Genomic DNA, 19,191 nt, shown 5'->3' with positions numbered 1-19,191 from the left:
AACTCGCTCCTGCACACCCCTTCTTTCATCCTTGATGCAATGCCCGGTAATGACTGGGCGCCATCCCCACCACCTTCCGGAACAACCGCGAGAAGTAGTAGACGTCCTCGTAACCGAGTTGCTCGGCAATCTGCTTCACCCCCTGGTCGCCCTCGTCGAGCAGGCGGCAGGCGTGGGCCATCTTCAGCTGGATGAAATCCTGGATCGGCGCGTGCCCCGTCAGGGCACGGTAGGTCTTGGCGAAGTGAAAGCGCGACAGCTTGAACTGTGCGGCGAGCTGGTCGAGGTTGAGACTGTCGTGCAGGTGGGCACGCATCACCGCTTGCACCGCATCCACGTCCAGCACCCGGCCGGACTTGAGATACCCCCGCACCGGCAGCACCGCCAGGGACGTCAGCAAGGTCTGCAACTGATGGGCGGCATGGACGAAGTGCGGCAGGTTCAGGCCCTGCTTGCGCAGGCCCAGCAGCGCATCGAAGTCAGCCAGCAGGCGCGGCTGCACGCCGATCCGGTGCAGAACCGACTGCCCCAGGGGCCGCAGGTAGTCCCCCACCAGCTCGCCTTCGAAGTGCACCCAGTAGATGCTCCAGGGCCGTTGCGCATCAGCGCCGTACGCATGCGCCCTGCCCCTTGGCAACAGCAGCAGGTCGCCACCACCCACATCGAATCGTCCATCCCCGGTTTCCAGCCAGCCCTGTCCGGAACGGCAGTAGATCAGTAGGTTGTCTTCCGGCTCATCGCGATCCATGCGGTGCCCGAGGGCCTCCGGGTAGTAGCCCAGCGCCAGTGGATAACAGGCGGAAGTCAAGGGGTGGCGGACCAGCAGACGGCGCAGGCGGGGCGGTGTGGTGAAGCGCACGCCATTGGCCGGCAGCGGCCAGTTGGAGGTTTCGACGGAGCGGCTCATGGTCATTCTTGTAGTGGCCCGCAATCCCAAGATCGTCCATCCCACAACCAAGATCGTCAATCCACATCTGCATCGACGGCCGCTATAAGAGCAAGAAACAACAAGGTCCCGTCTCACGGGTGGAGGACCAGATGTCTCGGACAATTCCGCAATTGATCGACGGCGAGTGGCGCGAAAGCCGCGCCCGCGAGTTGATCGAGATCACCGATCCGGCGACCCAGGAGGTCCTGGCCCTTGCACCCAAGGCCACGGCCGAGGAAATCGAGGCCGCCGTCGCCAGCGCAAAGGACGCCTTCCAGACCTGGCGAGAAGTGCCCGTCCCGGAACGCGCCCGCCTCATGCTGCGCTACCAGCAGCTGCTCAAGGAACACCACGACGAACTGGCGGAACTGCTGGCCAGCGAGACCGGCAAGACCTTCGCCGATGCCAAAGGCGATGTCTGGCGCGGCATCGAGGTGGCCGAACACGCCGCCAACGTGGCCAGCCTGATGATGGGCGAGACGGTGGAGAACGTCGCCCGCGAGATCGATACCGCCAGCTGGGTACAGCCCTTGGGCGTCTGTGTCGGCATTACCCCGTTCAACTTCCCGGCGATGATTCCGCTATGGATGTTTCCGCTGGCCATCGCCTGCGGCAACACCTTCGTCCTCAAGCCCTCCGAGCAGGACCCGCTGACACCCAACCGCCTCGCCGAACTCTTCATCGAAGCCGGTGCGCCCAAGGGCGTGCTGCAGGTCATCCACGGTGGTCGCGAACAGGTGGATGCGCTGCTGACGCACCCGGACGTGCGCGCCATCTCCTTCGTCGGCTCGGTACCGGTGGGCCAGCACATCTACCGCACCGGCACCGCCCACTTGAAGCGCGTACAGGCGTTCGCCGGCGCCAAGAACCACATGGTGGTGCTGCCCGACGCCCACAAGGATCAGGTGCTGAGCAATCTGGTAGGCGCCAGCTGCGGGGCCGCCGGCCAGCGTTGCATGGCCATCAGCGTGGCGATCTTCGTCGGCGAGGCACGCCAGTGGATTCCCGAGCTGGCCGCACAGATGGCCGAGTTGCGCCCCGGCCACTGGAAGGACGCCCATTCGGCGTTCGGCCCGCTGATCAGCCAGCAGGCCCGCCAGCGCGTATTGCGACTGATCGCCGAGGGCAAGGCGGAAGGCGCCGAATGCCTGTTGGACGGCTCCCAGTGCACGGTGCCGGGATACCCGAACGGCAACTGGCTGGGCCCGACCCTGTTCCGTGGCGTGTCGCCGAAGATGGGCCTGTACCGCGAAGAAATCTTCGGTCCGGTCCTGGTCTGCATGGAGGTGGACAGCCTCGAAGAAGCCATCGCCCTGGTCAACGCCAACCCCTACGGCAACGGCACCAGCCTGTTCACCCGCTCCGGCGGCGCCGCACGACACTTCCAGCATGCGGTGGAGGTGGGCCAGGTCGGCATCAACGTCCCCATCCCGGTCCCCCTGCCCTTCTTCTCCTTCACCGGCTGGAAGGGGTCTTTCTATGGCGACCTGCACGCCTACGGCAAGCAGGCGGTGCGCTTCTACACCGAGACCAAGACAGTCACCAGCCGCTGGTTCGATGACACACCAGTCACCGGCCCGAACATGACCATCCAGCTGAAATAGGACAGAACGCTCCTACACCTGATCAAGGCAGAGAGTATGGATTTCGATCTCACCGAGGAACAACGCCTGCTGGTGGACAGCGCCCGCGCCTTCGCCAGCCACGAACTGGCGCCCGGCGCCGCAGACTGGGACCGTGACCACCACTTCCCGCTGGAAGTGATCCGCCGCGCCGCCGAACAGGGCTACCTGGGCCTGTACATCGCCGAAGAAGATGGCGGCCTGGGGCTTTCCCGGCTGTCGTCCTCCCTGATCTTCGAGCAACTGGCCGCCGGCTGCGTGGCCACCACCGCCTATCTGACCATCCACAACATGGCCACCTGGATGCTGGCATCCTTCGGCGATGCCGAACTGAAGTCGCGCTGGCTGCCCGGTCTGATCGGCGGCGAACTGCTCGCCTCCTACTGCCTGACCGAACCTGACGCCGGCTCCGATGCCGCCCGCCTGCGCACCCGCGCCCGCCGTGATGGCGACCACTATGTGCTGGATGGCAGCAAATGCTTCATTTCCGGCGCTGGCAGCACCCAGGTGCTGATCGTCATGGCCCGTACGGGTGAGGACGGTGCCAAGGGCATTTCCTGCTTCCTGGTACCAGCCGACGCCGAAGGCATCCGCTATGGCCGCAATGAAGACAAGATGGGCTGGCGTGCCCAGCCCACCCGAACCATCACCTTCGAAGGCGTGCGCATTCCCGCCGGCAATCGCATCGGTCCGCAAGGCCAGGGCTTCGTCTACGCCATGAAAGGCCTGGATGGCGGCCGCCTGAACATCGCCAGTTGCTCCCTCGGCGCCGCCCAGGCGGCCCTGGAGCAGAGCCTGCGCTATGTGGAGGAGCGCAAGCAGTTCGGCAAGGCGCTGGCCGAATTCCAGGCCCTGCAATTCAAACTCGCCGACATGCTTACCGCCCTCACCGCCAGCCGGCAGATGGTGCGCCTGGCCGCCCACCGCCTGGACCAGGGCCACGCCGAGGCCAGCCTCTATTGCGCCATGGCCAAGCGCTTCGCCACCGACCAGTGCTTCGAACTGTGCAACGAGGCGCTGCAATTGCACGGCGGGTATGGCTACCTGAACGACTATCCTCTGGAGCGCTGGGTGCGCGACACCCGGGTGCACCAGATTCTTGAAGGCACCAACGAAATCATGCGCGTCATCGTGGCGCGCCGTTTACTGGAACAGGGCGGTGCCCTCGACCGACTTCTGTAAGGAGCTGCACATGACCACAGCCTTGGAACCCTATCAGCCCGGCATATTCGACCTCACCCACAAGCTGACGGTGGAAAAGCACGGCAACACCGCGCTCCTCACCATCAACCATCCGCCGGCGAACACCTGGGACCGCGAGTCGCTGATCGGACTCAAGCAGCTCATCGAGCACCTCAACCACGACGACAACATCTACGCCCTGGTGGTGACCGGCCAGGGACCGAAGTTCTTCAGCGCCGGCGCCGACCTCAACCTTTTCGCCGATGGCGACAAGGCCCGTGCCCGCGAGATGGCCCGCCGCTTCGGCGAGGCCTTCGAAGCGCTGCGGGACTTCCGTGGCGTGTCCATCGCCGCGATCAACGGCTACGCCATGGGCGGCGGCCTGGAATGTGCCCTGGCCTGCGACATCCGCATCGCCGAACGCCAGGCGCAGATGGCCCTGCCGGAAGCCGCCGTGGGCCTGCTGCCCTGCGCTGGCGGCACCCAGGCGCTGCCGTGGCTGGTGGGCGAAGGCTGGGCCAAGCGCATGATCCTCTGCGGTGAGCGCGTGGATGCCGAAACGGCCCTGCGCATCGGCCTGGTGGAACAGGTGGTGGACAGCGGCGAAGCCCGTGGCACCGCCCTGCTGCTGGCAGCCAAGGTGGCGCGGCAGAGCCCGGTGGCGGTCCGCACCATCAAGCCGCTGATCCAGGGTGCGCGGGAACGCGGGCCGAACGGCTGGCTGCCGGAAGAACGCGAGCGTTTCGTCGACCTGTTCGACGCCGACGACACCCGCGAAGGCGTCAATGCCTTCCTGGAAAAGCGCAATCCGAACTGGCGCAACAAATGACCGAAAGCCGGACGAACACGACCATGAATGTGAGCTTCGAAGAACGTAATGGCCTGCACGGCGCCCGTATCGGCATCGCCAGCCTGGATGCCGAGGCCAGCCTCAACGCCCTGTCACTGCCGATGATCGAGGCGCTGGACGCCCGCCTGCGTGCCTGGGCCGAAGACCCGGAGATCGTCTGCGTGCTGCTGCGCGGCAATGGCCCCAAGGCCTTCTGCGCCGGTGGCGACGTGCGCAAGCTGGTGGATGCCTGCCGCGAACACCCCGGCGTGGTACCGCCGCTGGCAGGCCGCTTCTTCGCCGATGAATACCGCCTCGACCACCGCATCCACACCTTTCCCAAACCGCTGATCTGCTGGGCCCACGGCCACGTACTGGGTGGCGGCATGGGCCTGATGCAGGGTGCGTCGATCCGCATCGTCACACCCTCCAGCCGCCTGGGGATGCCGGAAATAAACATCGGCCTCTACCCGGATGTCGGTGGCAGCTGGTTCCTTGCCCGCCTGCCCGGCAAGCTCGGCCTGTTCCTCGGCCTGGGTGCCGGCGCCATCAACGCCCACGATGCCCTCGACCTCGACCTGGCCGACCGCTTCCTGCTGGAAGACCAGCAGGACGCCCTGCTCGCCGGGCTGGTCCAGCTCAACTGGCAGGACAAGCCCGAGGTCCAGCTCAACAGCCTGTTCAAGGCCCTGGAGCACGAGGCCCGGGGCGAACTGCCGGAAGCCCAGTGGCTGCCCCGGCGCAAGCGCATCGACGAACTGCTCGACGTGGCCGACCTGCCCGCCGCCTGGAAGGCCATGACCGCCTTGCAGCACGACAGTGATGTTCCGCTGGCCCGCGCCGCCAAGACCCTGGCCGCCGGCTGCCCGCTCACCGCGCACCTGGTGTGGGAACAGATCCGCCGGGCGAAGCACCTTTCCCTGGCCGAGGTGTTCCGCCTGGAATACGCGATGAGCCTTAACTGCTGCCGCCATCCGGAATTCCCCGAAGGCGTGCGCGCCCGCCTGATCGACAAGGACAACGTCCCCCGCTGGCACTGGCCGGATGTGGCGGCCATTCCCCGTGCGGTGATCGAGGCCCATTTCGAGCCGGTGTGGGACGGCCGGCACCCGCTGGACGATCTCTGACAATCCGCCCGCCGCCGCCCCGGCCGGGCCAAGGAGTAGCACGATGAGCAAGATCGCCTTTATCGGACTTGGCCACATGGGTCTGCCCATGGCCCGCAACCTGCTCAAGGCCGGCCACGACCTCAGGGTCTACGACCTGGTGCAGGCCGCCATCGACGAGCTCGCGGCCGAGGGCGCCACGCCCGCAAGGGATGCGCGGGAAGCGGTCAATGGCGCCCAGGTGGTGATCACCATGCTGCCGGCGAGCCGGCATGTGGAAGGCCTGTTGCTTGGCGACGGCGGACTGCTGGAGTCCATCGCCGCCGGCAGCCTGCTGCTGGAATGCTCCACCATCGCCCCGGAGTCCGCGCGCAAGGTACACGCGGCGGCGAAGACCCGTGGCATCGAGTTACTGGATGCACCGGTTTCCGGCGGCACCGCCGGAGCCGCGGCCGGCACCCTGACCTTCATGGTCGGGGGCGAAGCCGCCGCACTGGAAAAGGCGCGGCCGATCTTCCAGGCCATGGGCAAGAACATCTTCCATGCCGGTCCCGATGGCGCCGGCCAGGTGGCCAAGGTGTGCAACAACCAGCTGCTGGCGGTGCAGATGATCGGTACCGCCGAGTCCATGGCGCTGGGCGTGGCCAACGGCCTGGACCCGGCCGTCCTCGCCGAGATCATGCGCCAGAGTTCGGGCGGGAACTGGGTGCTGGAACGCTACAACCCCTGGCCGGGCGTGATGCCCAATGCGCCGGCGAGCAAGGAGTACGACGGTGGCTTCATGGCCGAGCTGATGGCCAAGGACCTGGGGCTCGCCCAGGAAACCGCGCAGGTCAGCCTCTCCAGCACGCCCATGGGCGCCCTGGCGTTGCAGATCTATCGGCTGCTGCTCAAGCAGGGCAAGGGCAAGAAAGACTTCTCGGTGGTGCAGAAGCTGTTCGTGGAGTGACCCGCGCTTGCGGTGTGAGCGAGTTCATTCGCGATTGAAGAAGCGTGATCCACCCTCAAAAATCGCAGGCAAAAAAATGGGCGACCAGTTGGCCGCCCGCCCAATCATTCCGGGAGAGGAATGTCAGAAACGCTTGTGTCCGCATCACGCAAGATTCAGACAGGACCCTTTTTACGCGCCCGCCCTCCCCCTAACCATTCAACGATGGTCTAACTCTCCTCCTTCCCCAATCCGTGCAGCTTCAGCTTGTTGGCAATGGTGGTATGGGAAACCCCGAGCCGCTTGCCCAGCAGGCGGCTGCTCGGATGCTCGGCATAGAGCCGCTCCAGCACCGCCTTCTCGAAGCGGCCGATGATGGCGTCCAGCCCTCCGTCCAGCGAGAAGTCCCCAAGTGGTTGCGGCGCGCCATAGTCGGGCAGGCGGATATGCTCAGGACGAACGGTGCCGCCGTCGCACAGGGAAACCGCCTGGAACAGCACGTTCTCCAGCTGCCGCACGTTGCCCGGCCAGTGGTAGTGGCCGAGCTTGTCCAGCACCTGCGGCGCCAGCTTCGGCAGGCTGCAGCCGATCTGCCGGCTGGCCGAATCGAGGAAGTGCTCCACCAGCGGCGGCAAGCCGTCGAGGCATTCGCGCAGCGGCGGGATATGCAGCGACAGCACATTCAAGCGGTGATAGAGGTCCTGGCGGAATTCGCCCTTGGCGCAGAGCTCGGAAAGGTCCACCTGGGTGGCGCAGATCACCCGCACATCCAGGTACACCTCTTCGTCACTGCCCACACGGCGGAAGCAACCGTCCTGCAGGAAGCGCAGCAGCTTGGCCTGCAGGCGCGGGCTCATCTCGCCGACGCCATCGAGGAACAGCGTGCCGCCGGCGGTGAGTTCCAGCAGACCCAGCTTGCCCTCCGGCCGGGCCCCTTCGAAGGCACCCGGGCCGTAGCCGAACAGTTCGGTTTCGGCCATGGACTCCGGCAGACCGGCGCAGTTCAGCGCCATGAAAGGCGACTGCCCGCGCGGGCTCGCCAGGTGGCAGGCTCGGGCCAGCAGTTCCTTGCCGGTGCCAGTCTCGCCCTCGATCAGCAGCGGTGCATCCAGGGGCGCCATGCGGCGGGCCTCGCGCACCACGGCCGCCATCACCCTGGAGCTCTGGAAGATGCTGTCGAAGCCGCGCAGCTCGTGCTTGCGCACGTTGTAGATGCGCTCGCCCACACGGTCGGCACGGTGCAGCGTGAGCACGGCGCCGGCCAGGGCTTCGCTTTCGTCATGTTCCGATTGCAGCGGCGCGATGTCAGCGAGGAAAGTGTCGTTCTTGATCTTGATCCGCAGGCCGTTGATGCGCGCCTTGTTGGCACGCACGAGTTCCGGCAGGTCGAAGTCCTCGACATAACGCGCCAGGGGAATACCCGGCACTTCGTCCACCCGCACGCCGAGCAACTGGGCGGCGGCACGGTTGGCGGCAACGATGGAACCGCCCATGTCGATGGACAGCACCGGGAAGTCCAGGGCACCCAGCAGCGCATTCAGCTCCAGGTGGCGACGCTCGCTGGGCATCAGACCCACGCGCTTGACGCCGAACACGCCCGAAATGGCTTCCAGCTTCGGGCGCAGGGACTGCAATTGCAGGTTGATCATGTTCGGGCAGAGCAGATAAATGGCGTTGCCCTGGTCGCCCCCCACTTCGCCGCGATTGACGTTGATGCCGTAGTCGACGAGCAGGTTGAGGATGTCGCGCAGGATTCCCACGCGGTTCTGGCAATGGACTTTGATACGCATCAGGCACCCCTGGGTCGGGTTTTTCCTTGGGTAGTCAGAGAAAAATTCCGTTCTCGACCCTATTTTTCCGTCAAGAATATGTGACATTTCAGCGCAGCGACAAGGCGATGCATGGCCACCTCGCCGCCTTCGTAAAGTTTTCCTTACGCTTTCAATGACCTGTGAATGCCCATGCAGCCCGCGCCCCTGCTGCGCTGCGGCCCGGTCTGCGCTATCGATAAGACAACACAACAACGAAGCCCCATCCCCAGGAGGCCGAATGAAAGCGACGCAGTACGTGGCCCGTGAACCCGACGCCAACGGTTTCATCCACTACCCCGAAACCGAGCATCAGGTGTGGAACACCCTGATCACCCGCCAGTTGAAGGTGATCGAAGGCCGCGCGTGCCAGGAATACTTCGATGGTATCGAGCAGCTCGGCCTGCCCCATGACCGCATTCCGCAACTGGGCGAAATCAACAAGGTGCTCCAGTCCACCACCGGCTGGAGTGTTGCCCGCGTCCCGGCACTGATCCCCTTCCAGACCTTCTTCGAGCTGCTGGCCAGCCAGCAATTCCCGGTAGCCACCTTCATCCGCACCCCGGAAGAGCTGGACTATCTGCAGGAACCGGACATCTTCCACGAGATCTTTGGCCACTGCCCGCTGCTGACCAACCCCTGGTTCGCCGAATTCACCCACACCTACGGCAAGCTCGGCCTCAAGGCCACCAAGGAAGAGCGCGTCTACCTCGCCCGCCTGTACTGGATGACCATCGAGTTCGGCCTGCTGGACACCTCGCAGGGTCGTCGCATCTATGGCGGCGGCATCCTCTCCTCGCCGAAGGAGACCGTCTACGCTCTGTCGGGCGAGCCCGAGCACCAGGCCTTCGATCCGCTGGAGTGCATGCGCACCCCATATCGAATCGACATCCTGCAGCCGCTGTACTTCGTACTACCGGACCTCAAGCGCCTGTTCGACCTGGCCCACGAAGACATCATGGCGCTGGTGCACAAGGCCATGGGCATGGGCCTGCACGCGCCCAAGTTCCCACCGAAGCCGAAGGCCGCCTGACGCTTTTCGTAGGTTGGCGCAGAGCGGGGCGAAGCCCAACATTGCCAGCTAGCTGGCCCCGTGCGTTGGGCCTCGCAGGCTCGGCGCCAACCTACAGCCCCCTTACCTGGAGAATCCCTATGACCGCCCTGTCCCAAGCCCATTGCGAAGCCTGCCGCGCCGACGCCCCGCTGGTATCCGATGAAGAACTGGCCGTACTGATCAAGCAGATCCCCGACTGGAACATCGAAGTGCGTGACGGCGTCATGCAACTGGAGAAGGAATTCCGCTTCAAGAACTTCCGCTACGCCCTGGCCTTCACCAATGCCGTCGGCGCCATCGCCGAAGAAGAAGGCCACCACCCGGGCCTGCTGACCGAGTGGGGCAAGGTCACCGTGACCTGGTGGAGCCACGAAGCCAAGGGCCTGCACCGCAACGACTTCATCATGTCCGCCCGTACCGACCAGGTAGCGGCGACCGCCGAGGGCCGTAAATGAGCCATTTCGCCAAGGTGGGCCGGGTGCCCGGCGATCCCATCCTCGGCTTGATGGACGCCTACCGCCTGGACCCCAACCCGGCCAAGCTCGACCTGGGCGTGGGCGTCTACAAGGACGCCCGCGGCCTGACGCCCATTCCCCACGCGGTGAAACTCGCCGAGCAGCGCCTGGTGGACACCGAATCCACCAAGACCTACGTCGGTGGCCACGGTGACGCGGCCTTCGGCCGCCTGCTGCTGGACCTGGTACTGGGCACTGGCAACCGGCTGGAAGCCACCGGCCGCGCCGGTGCCACCCAGACGCCGGGGGGCACCGGCGCACTGCGCCTGGCCGCGGAATTCATCGCGAGCAACCTGCCCGGCCGCGGCGTGTGGCTGAGCGACCCGACCTGGCCGATCCACGAAACCATCTTCGTCGGCGCCGGTATCAAGGTCGCTCACTATCCCTATGTGGATGCGACCAACCGCCTCGACGTCGACGCCATGCTCAAAGCCCTGGAACAGGTGCCCAAGGGCGATGTGGTATTGCTCCACGCCTGCTGCCACAACCCCACCGGCTTCGACCTGTCCCAGGACGACTGGCGCAAGGTGCTTGACGTGGTCAAGGCGCGCGAACTGCTGCCACTGATCGATTTCGCCTACCAGGGCTTCGGTGATGGCCTGGAGCAGGACGCCTGGGCCGTGCGCCTGTTCGCCGAGGCGCTGCCAGAACTGCTGGTCACCAGCTCCTGCTCGAAGAACTTCGGCCTCTACCGCGAACGCACCGGCGCCCTCATCGTCTGCGCCGCTGACGCGGAAAAGCTGACCGACGTGCGCAGCCAGCTGGCCTACCTCGCCCGCAACCTGTGGTCCACCCCGCCGGCCCACGGCGCTGCGGTGGTCGCCACCATCCTCGGTGACGCCACCCTCAAGGCACAATGGGTCGAGGAACTGGAAGGCATGCGCAAACGCGTCGCCGACCTGCGTCGTGGCCTGGTGGAAGCCCTGCAACCCTTCGGGCTCGCAGAACGCTTCGCCCACATCGGCGAGCAACGCGGCATGTTCTCCTACACCGGCCTCTCGCCGGAGCAGGTAGCCAAGCTGCGCACCGAGTTCAGCGTGTACATGGTGAGCACCGGTCGCGCCAACGTGGCCGGCCTGGACTTCAGCCGGATCGACGATCTGGCCAAGGCAATCGCCAAGGTGTGCTGAGGGCCCCCACTGCCCTCTCCCGGAAGGGAGAGGGCAAGCCCTCGTTCAATAATCCACCTTCCCCCTGCCCGCCTTTATCTCCCCCCGCTTGGCCTTCCCTTCCAGCCGCCGTTTCTTCGAACCCAGTGTGGGCTTGGTCGGCCGTCGGGCTTTCTGCACCTTCGTCACGCTGCGGATGAGTTCGGCCAGGCGTTCCAGGGCGTCGGCCCGGTTCTGTTCCTGGGTGCGGTATTGCTGGGCCTTGATGATGATCACGCCCTCGCCGGTGATGCGACTGTCGCGCAGTTGCAGCAGACGTTCCTTGTAGAAGTCCGGCAGGGATGAGGCGTGGATGTCGAAGCGCAGGTGCACCGCGCTGGAGACCTTGTTGACGTTCTGTCCGCCGGCGCCCTGGGCGCGGATGGCGGTGAGTTCGATTTCGTCGTCAGGCAGGTGGACGCTGTTGGAGATCAGCAGCATGGGCGTGCAAACCGGGAGGCAAGGATGCAAAGCATACGCAGGCTGCGTTGCACCTGCCAGAAGCGCCTGTCCGCGCCCCTCACGGCGCCAATAAAAAGCCCCGCCAGATGGCGGGGCCGAAGCAAAGGAGCGGAAACCCGTGTCTTCTTAGAACACGTACTGGGCACGGAAGACCATGCCGTCGCCGTCGTCGTCGCCAACCGAGTTGGTGGCGTTGTCCACTTTGGTGGTGACGTAGTAGCCGCTGAGCTTGACGGCTTCGTTGGCGTACCAGTTCACACCGAGGTTGTGCACCTTGGCTTCGACGTCGTCGATGTTGGCGAAGGCGCCGTTGTCGTCTTCAGCGCTGATGTTGTCGTAGCGGTAGAACACTTCCCAGGCGCCGAGGCTCTTGTTCGAGGGTTTGATCTTGTCGAACTTGCCCAGCTTGTAGTCACGAGCTTCGCCGGTCAGGGTGTAGGCAACCTGTACGTAGTAGCCATCGGCGTCGATGTCTTCACGGTTGGCAGCCTTGGCTTCGACTTCGCGCTTCAGGTATTCGCTCTGGATGGAGAACGGACCAGTGGCGAACGCAGCTTCCAGGCCAACGGTGCTGTCGTTGTCGTAAGCGCCGACCGGAGTGTTGTTGGCGCCGGCCAGTACCAGGCGGTTGCCGTTGTTGCCAGCGTCCTGGCCACCTTCGGTGCTCACACCGCGGATGCCCAGGCGGCTGCGGATACGACCGTCGAAGGAGGTATCCTGCAGGTCGCGGGTGGCGTAGTTCACGCCAAAGTGCAGGACATTGCCGGCTTCGTGCATCGGGGCGAATACGCCACGCAGGTTGAACTGCTTGACGCTGTCACCGTCTTCGTCGCGGTTGGTGGCATCGTTGGCCATGAGACCGGCGGAGCCGTACAGGGATGCGCCGTAGGTGCCGGACACCTGTACGCCCATGCCGCCGTTGTGGTTGTTCACATAGTCGGCCAGGTCATAGGCGGCGGTACGCTCCTGGGCGGTCACCCACTTGGAGCTGGTGGCCTTTTCCAGACCGAAGTCGGGGTCGAAGCGACCCATCTTGATCACCACCGGCTGGAAGCCGATGTAGGCGATGGAGGCTTCGTCGAAGTAGCCATCGTCACCCTTGGCATCGCCACCGGCGTTGTGGGAGAAGTCGTAGTTGATCTGGTAGGCCCAGTCGGAGAAGGCGACGCCGCCCAGTTCCAGGAACGCGCGACGGAAGTAACCGGCATCGGCGGTGTCGCCGTTCACGGTGTAGAAACCGTCGAAGCGGCTGTAGTCAGCCTGCAGACGGCCGCCGAGCTTGAAGCTGAAAGCCTTGTCGGTGGTGCCGACTTCCAGGCCGCCTTTGGTCTTGATGACGATATCGGCGCCGTCGGTGGTAACGGTACCGGCGAAAGCCTGGGCGGAAATGGCCAGAGCCATGGCGCTGGCGGCAAAACCGGCGAAGTGCTTACGGATCATCGAAGGGTTCCCCTATTGGTCTTTAGCGTTAGAAAACACTCGAGCGCTGGGCTCGTTGGTGCTGGTGGGGAATCTTGGCGGCGGGTTATTTCAGCTCAGTTGCTTCTATATAAATATTTTGTGACATGGGAACTTTTTTACTCCGAATTTTCATAAGCGAAAAACCGCTCTAGAACGCAGCTTTCAGCCGATTCAAAGGGGATTTTCGAGCGAAAATGAAATGAAGGCTGCAACTTGCGAAGTTGACGATTCGCGTCTACCGATAGCTCGGAGGATCGTTGCGCTAGAGGGATTCGCGACGCTTTTGCGCCAGGCGCGCGGCCAGTTCGTCGACTTCGGCCCCCTGGCTTTCCGGCATGAAACGGACGACGGCCTGGGCCAGCTTCATCTGCTTGATGAAACGCCTGCAGTTGCGGCAGAGCATGAGGTGGCGGCGCATGGCCATGCGCTCGCGAAAGCTCAGTTCGCCATCGAGGAGATCACTGGAGCGGGCAACCAGTTCCTTGCACGTCAGCATTGGCCTGTCTCCTCGAAATGTTCCAGCGTGGCGAACAGCTTCAGGCGCCCGCGATGCAGCAGTACCCGGACATTGGAGAGCGATATCTCCAACAAATTACAGATTTCCTCCAGCTCCAGCCCTTGGCGCTCCCGCAGCAGCAGCACGCCACGCTGCATTTCCGAAAGGCTCAGCAGGGTCTTTTCCAGGCATTCGCGAAGTTCGTCTTCGGTGAGCAGGGCTTCCGGCGAGTCCTCGTGCCAGGCCGGCACTCTCGCGGCCCAGTGGCCGTCTTCGGCGAAGCGGGCGTCGTCCACCGTGCCATGAGGCGCGGGAAGATCGTCCAGCAGCACCTCGCGACGGTTCTGCTTGAGGCGGCTGCGGGCGGCATTGGCGACGATGGTGAGGAGCCAGGTCTTGAGGCTGGAACGCTGCTGGAAGCCGCTCAGGTTACGCACCACGGCCAGCCAGGCGTCCTGAACCACTTCATCGGCGTAACGCTGGCCGACGATGGCGTAGGCCACCGCGCGCATGGCGCTCTGGTAGGCGCCGATGAGCTCGCGGAAAGCCCCCTGCTCCCCAGCCAGCAGCCGGGGTAGCAGGTCAGAGTCGGCCGGGTGGGTCATCAGCGCTTGCGCAGGATCACGCTGCCGATGGAGTAGCCGGCACCGAAGGAGCTGAGCACGCCCAGCGCGCCGCTGGGCAGGTCGTCCTGGTGCTTGTGGAAGGCGATCACGGAACCGGCGGAGCTGGTGTTGGCGTAGGTGTCGAGGATCACCGGCGCCTCGTCGGCTTCGGCGTCACGGCCCAGCAGCTTGCGGGCGATCAGCAGGTTCATGTTGAGGTTGGCCTGGTGCAGCCAGAAGCGCTTCACGTCGGCGACGTTGAGCTTGTTCTCTTCCAGGTGGGTCGCGATCAGCTCGGCCACCATCGGGCAGACGTCCTTGAACACCTTGCGGCCTTCCTGGACGAACAGCTTGTCGCGAGCGCCCACGCCCTCTTCCGCGGCGCGGTTGAGGAAGCCGAAGTTGTTGCGGATGTTGTTGGAGAACTGGGTCAGCAGCTTGGTGCCGACCACCTCGAACTGGTGCCTGGAGGTGGCCTGGTCGGCGCGTTCGATGATCACGGCAGTCGCGGCATCACCGAAGATGAAGTGGCTGTCGCGGTCACGGAAGTTCAGGTGGCCGGTGCAGATTTCCGGGTTGACCATCAGGATGGCGCGAGCCTGGCCGGTCTGCACCGCATTGGTGGCAGCCTGGATACCGAAGGTTGCCGAAGAACAGGCGACGTTCATGTCGTAGCCGAAACCGTTGATGCCCAGGGCGGCCTGGACTTCGATGGCCACCGCCGGGTAGGCGCGCTGCAGGTTGGAGCAGGCGACGATCACACCGTCGATGTCGGCCGGGGTCTTGCCGGCGCGCTCCAGGGCCTGCCTGGCAGCGCTCACGGCCATCTCGCAGAGGATGCCCCATTCGTCGTTGGAGCGCTCCGGGATGCGCGGGGTCATGCGCTTGGGATCGAGGATGCCGTCCTTGTCCACCACGAAGCGGCTCTTGATGCCGGATGCCTTCTCGATGAAGGCCACGCTGGATTCGGCCAGTGCCTCGATTTCGCCACGCTCGATGGCGCCGGCATTTTCCGCGTTGAAGGCCTGTACATAGGCATTGAAGGACGCCACCAGCTCCTCGTTGGAGATGCTGTTGGTCGGGGTATACAGGCCGGTGCCACTGATCACGACGTTGTGCACGGTCGATCCTCTCGATACTGGGCCGCTCGCTCGAACGGCCGGTTCAGGCAGTCAGCCGCCAGCCGAAGGGGCCAGCAGCGGAAAATAGTCATCCCGCCAGGCGGGGTGGAACTGCAAACGGGGGTGGAAGCCACTGCGCGAACATCCTTCGTCGCGCCCCGCTGACGCCTTTCGCGCCGTCGGCGAGATCGCCGGAATCTCTTCGCGGATGCTCCACTTTTTATACAGATGCGAAGGGTAACGCCAGAAACGACGGCTGGCGACGGGGACTTTCGCCAAAATATGGGGTAAGTGACGCGAACGGATAGTCAGTTTGCGACCTTCAGGTGACAAAGCGTAGTAAGGCTTCGCGAAGACGGGGCAAGCGGCATCGGGAGAGCCGTGGCCAGGAGAGGCCACGGACGGTTCACGACGTTGGCAATCCACTGTCACCGACAGTCCTAACCTTACTTTGGCCGGGATAGAGACGACATGCGTGAAGTGAATGACCGCCCCGGGGTTTTCCGGTGCGGCGCCGGGCGTTAAGGTGCACGGCCCCACTTCGGCAAATGGAGAGCCTTCGATGAGCCTGCACGGCACCTATGATCCGCAGAACGTCTTCGCCCAGATCATTCGCGGCGAGGCCCCCTGCTACAAACTCTATGAAGACGACGATGTACTCGCCTTCCTCGACATCTTCCCGCAGTCCTTCGGTCACACCCTGGTGATCCCCAAGCGCTCCACCGCGCGCAACATCCTGGAGATCGAGACCGACGCCCTCGCCAAGGTGATGGCCGTGGTGCAACGCCTGACCCACGTGCTGGTGAAGGAACTGGAGCCGGCCGGCGTCCAGGTGGCGCAGTTCAACGGTGCCCCGGCGGGTCAGACCGTCTTCCACATCCATATGCACATCGTGCCGCGCTTCGAAGGAGAGTCGCTGGGCATCCATGCCAGCAAGAAGGCTGACCCGAATGAGCTGCAAGCGCTGCAGGCGCGCCTGTTGAAGCATCTCTGAAGAACCTGGGTGGAAATCTCCCGAGGGATTTCCACCCTGCCCGGGCTCCAGCCGGATCCTCCAGTGCCGGCGCCCTACTCTCCAGCCTTGTCCAGCACCCGCCGGCTGCGCTCGAACCAGGCCAGCAGGTAGTCAGCCAGCACCTGGGTGCGCCGGGGCAAGCCGCCCTGCCAGGGGTGGACGAGGAACACCGGCATCTGGCGCGTCTGGTAGTCGCGCAGCAGCCACACCAGACGGCCATCGGCCAACTCGTCGTAGATCATGTAGGACGGCAGCCGCGCGATGCCGGCGCCGGACATGGCGGCCTTTTTCAGCAGGCTGTAGTGATTGCTCGCCAGCGCGCCCGCCACCTTGACCCGTTCCAGCTGGTGCTGGCGGTGATAGAGCCATTCTTCAAAGGCGCTGTAATGGGTGTTCAGCAGGCACTGGTGCCGGGCGAGGTCCGCCGGCTGCAGCGGTTCGCCATGCTCGGCGAGGTAGGCCGGGGTGGCGCAGGTGATTTCCTGCAACGAGAACAGCGGCCTGGCCACCAGGCGATCATCAATGTCCATGCCGGAGCGGATGGCCAGGTCGAAGCCTTCGGCCACCAGGTCGCGGTAGCCATTGTGCAGGTCCAGTTCGATGCGGATCTGCTGATACTGGCGGGTGAAGTCGAGCAGCAGGGCATCGAAGAAGGTTTCACCCAACGACACAGGGACCGTCAGGCGCACGCAGCCGGCCAGATCCTCCTGCAGCCGCAACACCGACTGCCTGGCCCGCTCAGCCTGGGCGGCCAGCGCCTGGGCCTCTGGCAGTAGCGCGGCGCCGGCGGCGGTCAGGTCCAGGCGGCGGGTGGTGCGGTGCAGCAGCGCAGCCCCGAGGCCCTGTTCCAGCAAGCGAATTCGCTTGGACAGTTGCCCCTTGCTGCAACCCAGGCGCTCTGCCGCCGAGGTGAAGCTGCCCGCTTCCATCAGCATCGCGAAGGCTGCCAGATCGTCCATTTCGCTCATGGGAAGCACCGCCTTATTGTTTCCATTTGAAAACCAAATATTTCCAATTAGTTGGATTATCGACCACAGACAGCACTCTACACTGAACCCGACTTCCCTTCCCCCAGACAGGAACCGGTCCCATGAAAATCATCCTCGTCGGTGCCAGCGGCACCATCGGCAAAGCCATCGAACAGGAACTCAAGGAGCGTCACGAGATCATCCGTGTCGGCCTCAGCAGCGGCGACTTGCAGGCGGACATCACCGACCCTGCGTCCATCCGCGCGCTGTTCGAAAAGGCCGGCCCCTTCGATGCGCTGATCAGCGCCGCCGGCAAGGTGCACTTCGGTGCCCTGGCGGAAATGGGTGAAGCGGAATTCGCCGTCGGCCTGAAGGACAAGCTGATGGGCCAGGTGAACCTGGTGCTGATCGGCCGCGAATTCGCCAACGACGGCGCCTCCTTCACCCTCACCTCCGGGGTGCTGAGCCACGACCCGATCCGCTTTGGCGCCTCCGCCAGCATGGTCAACGGCGCCATCGATTCCTTCGTGCGCAGCGCAGCGCTCGAACTGCCGCGTGGCATGCGCATCAACAGCGTCAGCCCCACGGTGGTCGAGGAAGCACTGCCGGCCTACGGTCCCTACTTCCGCGGCTACAAGGCAGTGCCGGCGGCCGAGGCGGCGCTGGCCTATGCGAAAAGCGCCGAGGGTGCTCAGACCGGGCAGGTCTACCGGGTCTGGTAAGGCGGGCTAGAGCTCGCCGGCGTAACACACCGGCGAGCTGGGAGGGCCGCAGCGCTCCCGTTCTTCTTCGAGGAACTCGGCCAGGACCACCGCGTTGTTGTGCACTTCGTCCTTCGCGGCGTAGAGCAGCGTCAGGTTGCCCTTGCGAGCCATTTCCAACAGCACCTGCCAGTGCTCGGGATGCGCCGCCAGTTCGGCGCGGTAGAGCAGGCGGAATTCGTCGAACAGCGCGGGGTCGTGGCAGAACTGCTTGCGCAGGGTGTCCGACGGCGCCACCCGCTTCAGCCAGTCGGCCAGGCCCAGTGACTCCTTGCTACAGCCACGCGGCCACAGGCGATCCACCAGCACCCGCTGGCCATCGGTGGATTGCGCCGCTTCATACACTCGCTTGCACTGGATCATCCGCCCTTTCCACCCTTGAGCCTGACGCCTCGCCCCGGTAACGTGGCCGCTCCCTGAAGGAGACCCACGATGCGCTTCGCCCGCCCCCTGCTGTTCAGCCTCTTGCCAGTCTTCGGCGCCTGCCAGATGTTCGCCGAAAAGGCCCCCGCCCCCGCCACCAACCTGGTGCGCCTGCAAGGTGAGCTGAGCGTAGACGCACGCCAGGTGATGTTCAGCCCCTGTGGCGAAAAACGCCGCTTTACCCTGGCGGACACCGGCGCCACCGGCCTGTTGCCGGAGGCGGCCAACCTCTCGGCGGATGGCCCCGGCGCACTGTTCGCCGACATCCGCGCCAGCATGGGGCCGACCAGCGTCAAAGGCGCCGATGGCCAGCTGGACCTGCATACCCTCTATCGCCTGCAACGCGAAGGCCACGGCTGCCAGGACCTCAACTTCAAGCGCCTGCTGCTGCGTGCCAGCGGCAATGAGCCGGACTGGAACCTCAGCGTCAGCGAACAGGGCCTGAAACTCGACCGTCCCGGCCAGCCGTCCCTGGCCCTGCCTTACATGGAAGAACAGCTTCCGGACGGCCGTTTCAACCTGTCCAGCGAAGCCAACGGCCAGCGTCTGGAACTCTGGGTGGCTCCGCAACGCTGCGTGGACGGCATGAGCGGCACCGTCCAGCACCTTACCGCCGAGCTGCGCATGGACGGCAAGGTGCAGCGTGGCTGCGCTTCGTTCGGCGGCGCCCGCAACGACTGATCCATCGGCCCCTGACAAGCCTCAGGTTACAACCCGGGGCGCCCTTCCCGCCCTTCACCACTAAGCTGAGTGAAGGCC

The 19,191-nt window shown here is 64.7% G+C and carries 20 protein-coding genes; 11 read left to right on the top strand and 9 right to left on the bottom strand.

Translation table 11 applies throughout. The annotated features are described in order from the left end of the window. Nucleotides 1-25 precede the first annotated feature (25 nt). The gene (locus FXN65_RS07235) at nt 26-907 is read right to left on the bottom strand and encodes an AraC family transcriptional regulator (RefSeq protein WP_151132406.1); all 882 of its coding nucleotides are present in this window, start codon (nt 905-907) and stop codon (nt 26-28) included. Between the two features lie 131 nt (nt 908-1,038). Between FXN65_RS07235 and FXN65_RS07230 the strand changes: the two genes are divergently transcribed. The 5 genes from FXN65_RS07230 to mmsB are packed head-to-tail and all read left to right on the top strand — an operon-like array spanning nt 1,039 to nt 6,616. Next, nucleotides 1,039-2,532 carry a CoA-acylating methylmalonate-semialdehyde dehydrogenase gene (locus FXN65_RS07230; protein ID WP_151132405.1) on the top strand — a complete coding sequence of 498 codons (1,494 nt, stop codon included), beginning with the start codon at nt 1,039-1,041 and terminating at the stop codon, nt 2,530-2,532. Nucleotides 2,533-2,568: 36 nt separating this feature from the next. Continuing rightward, on the top strand, nt 2,569-3,732 hold the full coding sequence (locus tag FXN65_RS07225) for an acyl-CoA dehydrogenase family protein (RefSeq protein ID WP_151132404.1): 1,164 nt from the start codon (nt 2,569-2,571) through the stop codon (nt 3,730-3,732). 10 nt (nt 3,733-3,742) lie between these two features. Next, nucleotides 3,743-4,561 (top strand): enoyl-CoA hydratase, encoded by an 819-nt coding sequence (locus FXN65_RS07220; RefSeq protein ID WP_151132403.1) that lies wholly within the window; start codon nt 3,743-3,745, stop codon nt 4,559-4,561. A 23-nt stretch (nt 4,562-4,584) separates the two neighbouring features. Beyond that, nucleotides 4,585-5,688 carry an enoyl-CoA hydratase/isomerase family protein gene (locus FXN65_RS07215; RefSeq protein WP_151132402.1) on the top strand — a complete coding sequence of 368 codons (1,104 nt, stop codon included), beginning with the start codon at nt 4,585-4,587 and terminating at the stop codon, nt 5,686-5,688. A gap of 43 nt (nt 5,689-5,731) precedes the next feature. After that, a complete protein-coding gene (gene mmsB / locus FXN65_RS07210) occupies nt 5,732-6,616 on the top strand; it encodes a 3-hydroxyisobutyrate dehydrogenase (RefSeq protein ID WP_151132401.1) in 885 nt (294 codons plus the stop codon). Between the two features lie 209 nt (nt 6,617-6,825). Here the strand turns inward: mmsB and FXN65_RS07205 are convergent, their stop codons facing one another. Then, entirely contained in the window at nt 6,826-8,385 is a 1,560-nt protein-coding gene (locus FXN65_RS07205) for a sigma-54-dependent transcriptional regulator (protein ID WP_151132400.1), read from the bottom strand. 259 nt (nt 8,386-8,644) lie between these two features. On the opposite strand from FXN65_RS07205, the gene phhA reads away from it, so the two are divergent. The 3 genes from phhA to FXN65_RS07190 all read left to right on the top strand — a co-directional run bounded on the left by phhA (nt 8,645) and on the right by FXN65_RS07190 (nt 11,102). Beyond that, nucleotides 8,645-9,436, top strand: coding sequence for a phenylalanine 4-monooxygenase (phhA, locus tag FXN65_RS07200; RefSeq protein ID WP_151132399.1), 792 nt, complete (start codon nt 8,645-8,647; stop codon nt 9,434-9,436). 119 nt (nt 9,437-9,555) lie between these two features. Continuing rightward, complete coding sequence (locus tag FXN65_RS07195; RefSeq protein WP_151132398.1) at nt 9,556-9,912, top strand: 4a-hydroxytetrahydrobiopterin dehydratase; 357 nt, start codon at nt 9,556-9,558, stop codon at nt 9,910-9,912. After that, entirely contained in the window at nt 9,909-11,102 is a 1,194-nt protein-coding gene (locus tag FXN65_RS07190) for an amino acid aminotransferase (RefSeq protein WP_151132397.1), read from the top strand. The genes FXN65_RS07195 and FXN65_RS07190 overlap by 4 nt, the downstream gene beginning before the upstream one ends. 45 nt (nt 11,103-11,147) lie before the next feature. Here the strand turns inward: FXN65_RS07190 and arfB are convergent, their stop codons facing one another. The 5 genes from arfB to FXN65_RS07165 form a co-directional block, all read right to left on the bottom strand. Continuing rightward, nucleotides 11,148-11,561, bottom strand: coding sequence for an alternative ribosome rescue aminoacyl-tRNA hydrolase ArfB (gene arfB / locus FXN65_RS07185; protein WP_151132396.1), 414 nt, complete (start codon nt 11,559-11,561; stop codon nt 11,148-11,150). A 147-nt stretch (nt 11,562-11,708) separates the two neighbouring features. After that, nucleotides 11,709-13,022 carry an OprO/OprP family phosphate-selective porin gene (locus FXN65_RS07180; protein ID WP_151132395.1) on the bottom strand — a complete coding sequence of 438 codons (1,314 nt, stop codon included), beginning with the start codon at nt 13,020-13,022 and terminating at the stop codon, nt 11,709-11,711. A gap of 283 nt (nt 13,023-13,305) precedes the next feature. Next, nucleotides 13,306-13,539 (bottom strand): zf-HC2 domain-containing protein, encoded by a 234-nt coding sequence (locus FXN65_RS07175; RefSeq protein ID WP_151132394.1) that lies wholly within the window; start codon nt 13,537-13,539, stop codon nt 13,306-13,308. Beyond that, nucleotides 13,533-14,144 carry an RNA polymerase sigma factor gene (locus FXN65_RS07170; RefSeq protein WP_151132393.1) on the bottom strand — a complete coding sequence of 204 codons (612 nt, stop codon included), beginning with the start codon at nt 14,142-14,144 and terminating at the stop codon, nt 13,533-13,535. Before FXN65_RS07170 ends, FXN65_RS07175 begins: the two co-directional genes overlap by 7 nt. Beyond that, nucleotides 14,144-15,265: a beta-ketoacyl-ACP synthase III gene (locus FXN65_RS07165; RefSeq protein ID WP_151132392.1), complete on the bottom strand. Its 1,122-nt coding sequence runs from the start codon at nt 15,263-15,265 to the stop codon at nt 14,144-14,146. Before FXN65_RS07165 ends, FXN65_RS07170 begins: the two co-directional genes overlap by 1 nt. A 562-nt stretch (nt 15,266-15,827) precedes the next feature. Here FXN65_RS07165 and FXN65_RS07160 point away from each other — a divergent pair. Then, the gene (locus tag FXN65_RS07160; RefSeq protein WP_151132391.1) at nt 15,828-16,259 is read left to right on the top strand and encodes an HIT family protein; all 432 of its coding nucleotides are present in this window, start codon (nt 15,828-15,830) and stop codon (nt 16,257-16,259) included. 74 nt (nt 16,260-16,333) lie between these two features. Here the strand turns inward: FXN65_RS07160 and FXN65_RS07155 are convergent, their stop codons facing one another. Continuing rightward, nucleotides 16,334-17,248 (bottom strand): LysR family transcriptional regulator, encoded by a 915-nt coding sequence (locus FXN65_RS07155; protein WP_151132390.1) that lies wholly within the window; start codon nt 17,246-17,248, stop codon nt 16,334-16,336. A gap of 122 nt (nt 17,249-17,370) precedes the next feature. Between FXN65_RS07155 and FXN65_RS07150 the strand changes: the two genes are divergently transcribed. Further along, on the top strand, nt 17,371-17,970 hold the full coding sequence (locus FXN65_RS07150; protein ID WP_151132389.1) for a short chain dehydrogenase: 600 nt from the start codon (nt 17,371-17,373) through the stop codon (nt 17,968-17,970). Between the two features lie 6 nt (nt 17,971-17,976). On the opposite strand, the gene FXN65_RS07145 is transcribed toward FXN65_RS07150, so the two are convergent. Continuing rightward, on the bottom strand, nt 17,977-18,372 hold the full coding sequence (locus FXN65_RS07145; protein ID WP_151132388.1) for a DUF488 domain-containing protein: 396 nt from the start codon (nt 18,370-18,372) through the stop codon (nt 17,977-17,979). A 69-nt stretch (nt 18,373-18,441) separates the two neighbouring features. Here FXN65_RS07145 and FXN65_RS07140 point away from each other — a divergent pair, with 69 nt between their 5' ends. Next, nucleotides 18,442-19,113: a COG3650 family protein gene (locus FXN65_RS07140; RefSeq protein ID WP_151132387.1), complete on the top strand. Its 672-nt coding sequence runs from the start codon at nt 18,442-18,444 to the stop codon at nt 19,111-19,113. Nucleotides 19,114-19,191: the final 78 nt, after the last annotated feature.

The sequence above is a fragment of the Pseudomonas lalkuanensis genome (assembly GCF_008807375.1).
In the GTDB taxonomy this organism is placed as follows: Bacteria; Pseudomonadota; Gammaproteobacteria; order Pseudomonadales; family Pseudomonadaceae; genus Metapseudomonas; species Metapseudomonas lalkuanensis.
This window is presented reverse-complemented; position numbering and strand designations above follow the sequence as displayed.

Coding starts and splice junctions, on each gene's coding strand:
- FXN65_RS07235 (WP_151132406.1), bottom strand. CDS start 907: ATGAGCCGCTCCGTCGAAACCTCCAACTGGCCGCTGCCGGCCAATGGC.
- FXN65_RS07230 (WP_151132405.1), top strand. CDS start 1,039: ATGTCTCGGACAATTCCGCAATTGATCGACGGCGAGTGGCGCGAAAGC.
- FXN65_RS07225 (WP_151132404.1), top strand. CDS start 2,569: ATGGATTTCGATCTCACCGAGGAACAACGCCTGCTGGTGGACAGCGCC.
- FXN65_RS07220 (WP_151132403.1), top strand. CDS start 3,743: ATGACCACAGCCTTGGAACCCTATCAGCCCGGCATATTCGACCTCACC.
- FXN65_RS07215 (WP_151132402.1), top strand. CDS start 4,585: ATGAATGTGAGCTTCGAAGAACGTAATGGCCTGCACGGCGCCCGTATC.
- mmsB (WP_151132401.1), top strand. CDS start 5,732: ATGAGCAAGATCGCCTTTATCGGACTTGGCCACATGGGTCTGCCCATG.
- FXN65_RS07205 (WP_151132400.1), bottom strand. CDS start 8,385: ATGCGTATCAAAGTCCATTGCCAGAACCGCGTGGGAATCCTGCGCGAC.
- phhA (WP_151132399.1), top strand. CDS start 8,645: ATGAAAGCGACGCAGTACGTGGCCCGTGAACCCGACGCCAACGGTTTC.
- FXN65_RS07195 (WP_151132398.1), top strand. CDS start 9,556: ATGACCGCCCTGTCCCAAGCCCATTGCGAAGCCTGCCGCGCCGACGCC.
- FXN65_RS07190 (WP_151132397.1), top strand. CDS start 9,909: ATGAGCCATTTCGCCAAGGTGGGCCGGGTGCCCGGCGATCCCATCCTC.
- arfB (WP_151132396.1), bottom strand. CDS start 11,561: ATGCTGCTGATCTCCAACAGCGTCCACCTGCCTGACGACGAAATCGAA.
- FXN65_RS07180 (WP_151132395.1), bottom strand. CDS start 13,022: ATGATCCGTAAGCACTTCGCCGGTTTTGCCGCCAGCGCCATGGCTCTG.
- FXN65_RS07175 (WP_151132394.1), bottom strand. CDS start 13,539: ATGCTGACGTGCAAGGAACTGGTTGCCCGCTCCAGTGATCTCCTCGAT.
- FXN65_RS07170 (WP_151132393.1), bottom strand. CDS start 14,144: ATGACCCACCCGGCCGACTCTGACCTGCTACCCCGGCTGCTGGCTGGG.
- FXN65_RS07160 (WP_151132391.1), top strand. CDS start 15,828: ATGAGCCTGCACGGCACCTATGATCCGCAGAACGTCTTCGCCCAGATC.
- FXN65_RS07155 (WP_151132390.1), bottom strand. CDS start 17,248: ATGAGCGAAATGGACGATCTGGCAGCCTTCGCGATGCTGATGGAAGCG.
- FXN65_RS07150 (WP_151132389.1), top strand. CDS start 17,371: ATGAAAATCATCCTCGTCGGTGCCAGCGGCACCATCGGCAAAGCCATC.
- FXN65_RS07145 (WP_151132388.1), bottom strand. CDS start 18,372: ATGATCCAGTGCAAGCGAGTGTATGAAGCGGCGCAATCCACCGATGGC.
- FXN65_RS07140 (WP_151132387.1), top strand. CDS start 18,442: ATGCGCTTCGCCCGCCCCCTGCTGTTCAGCCTCTTGCCAGTCTTCGGC.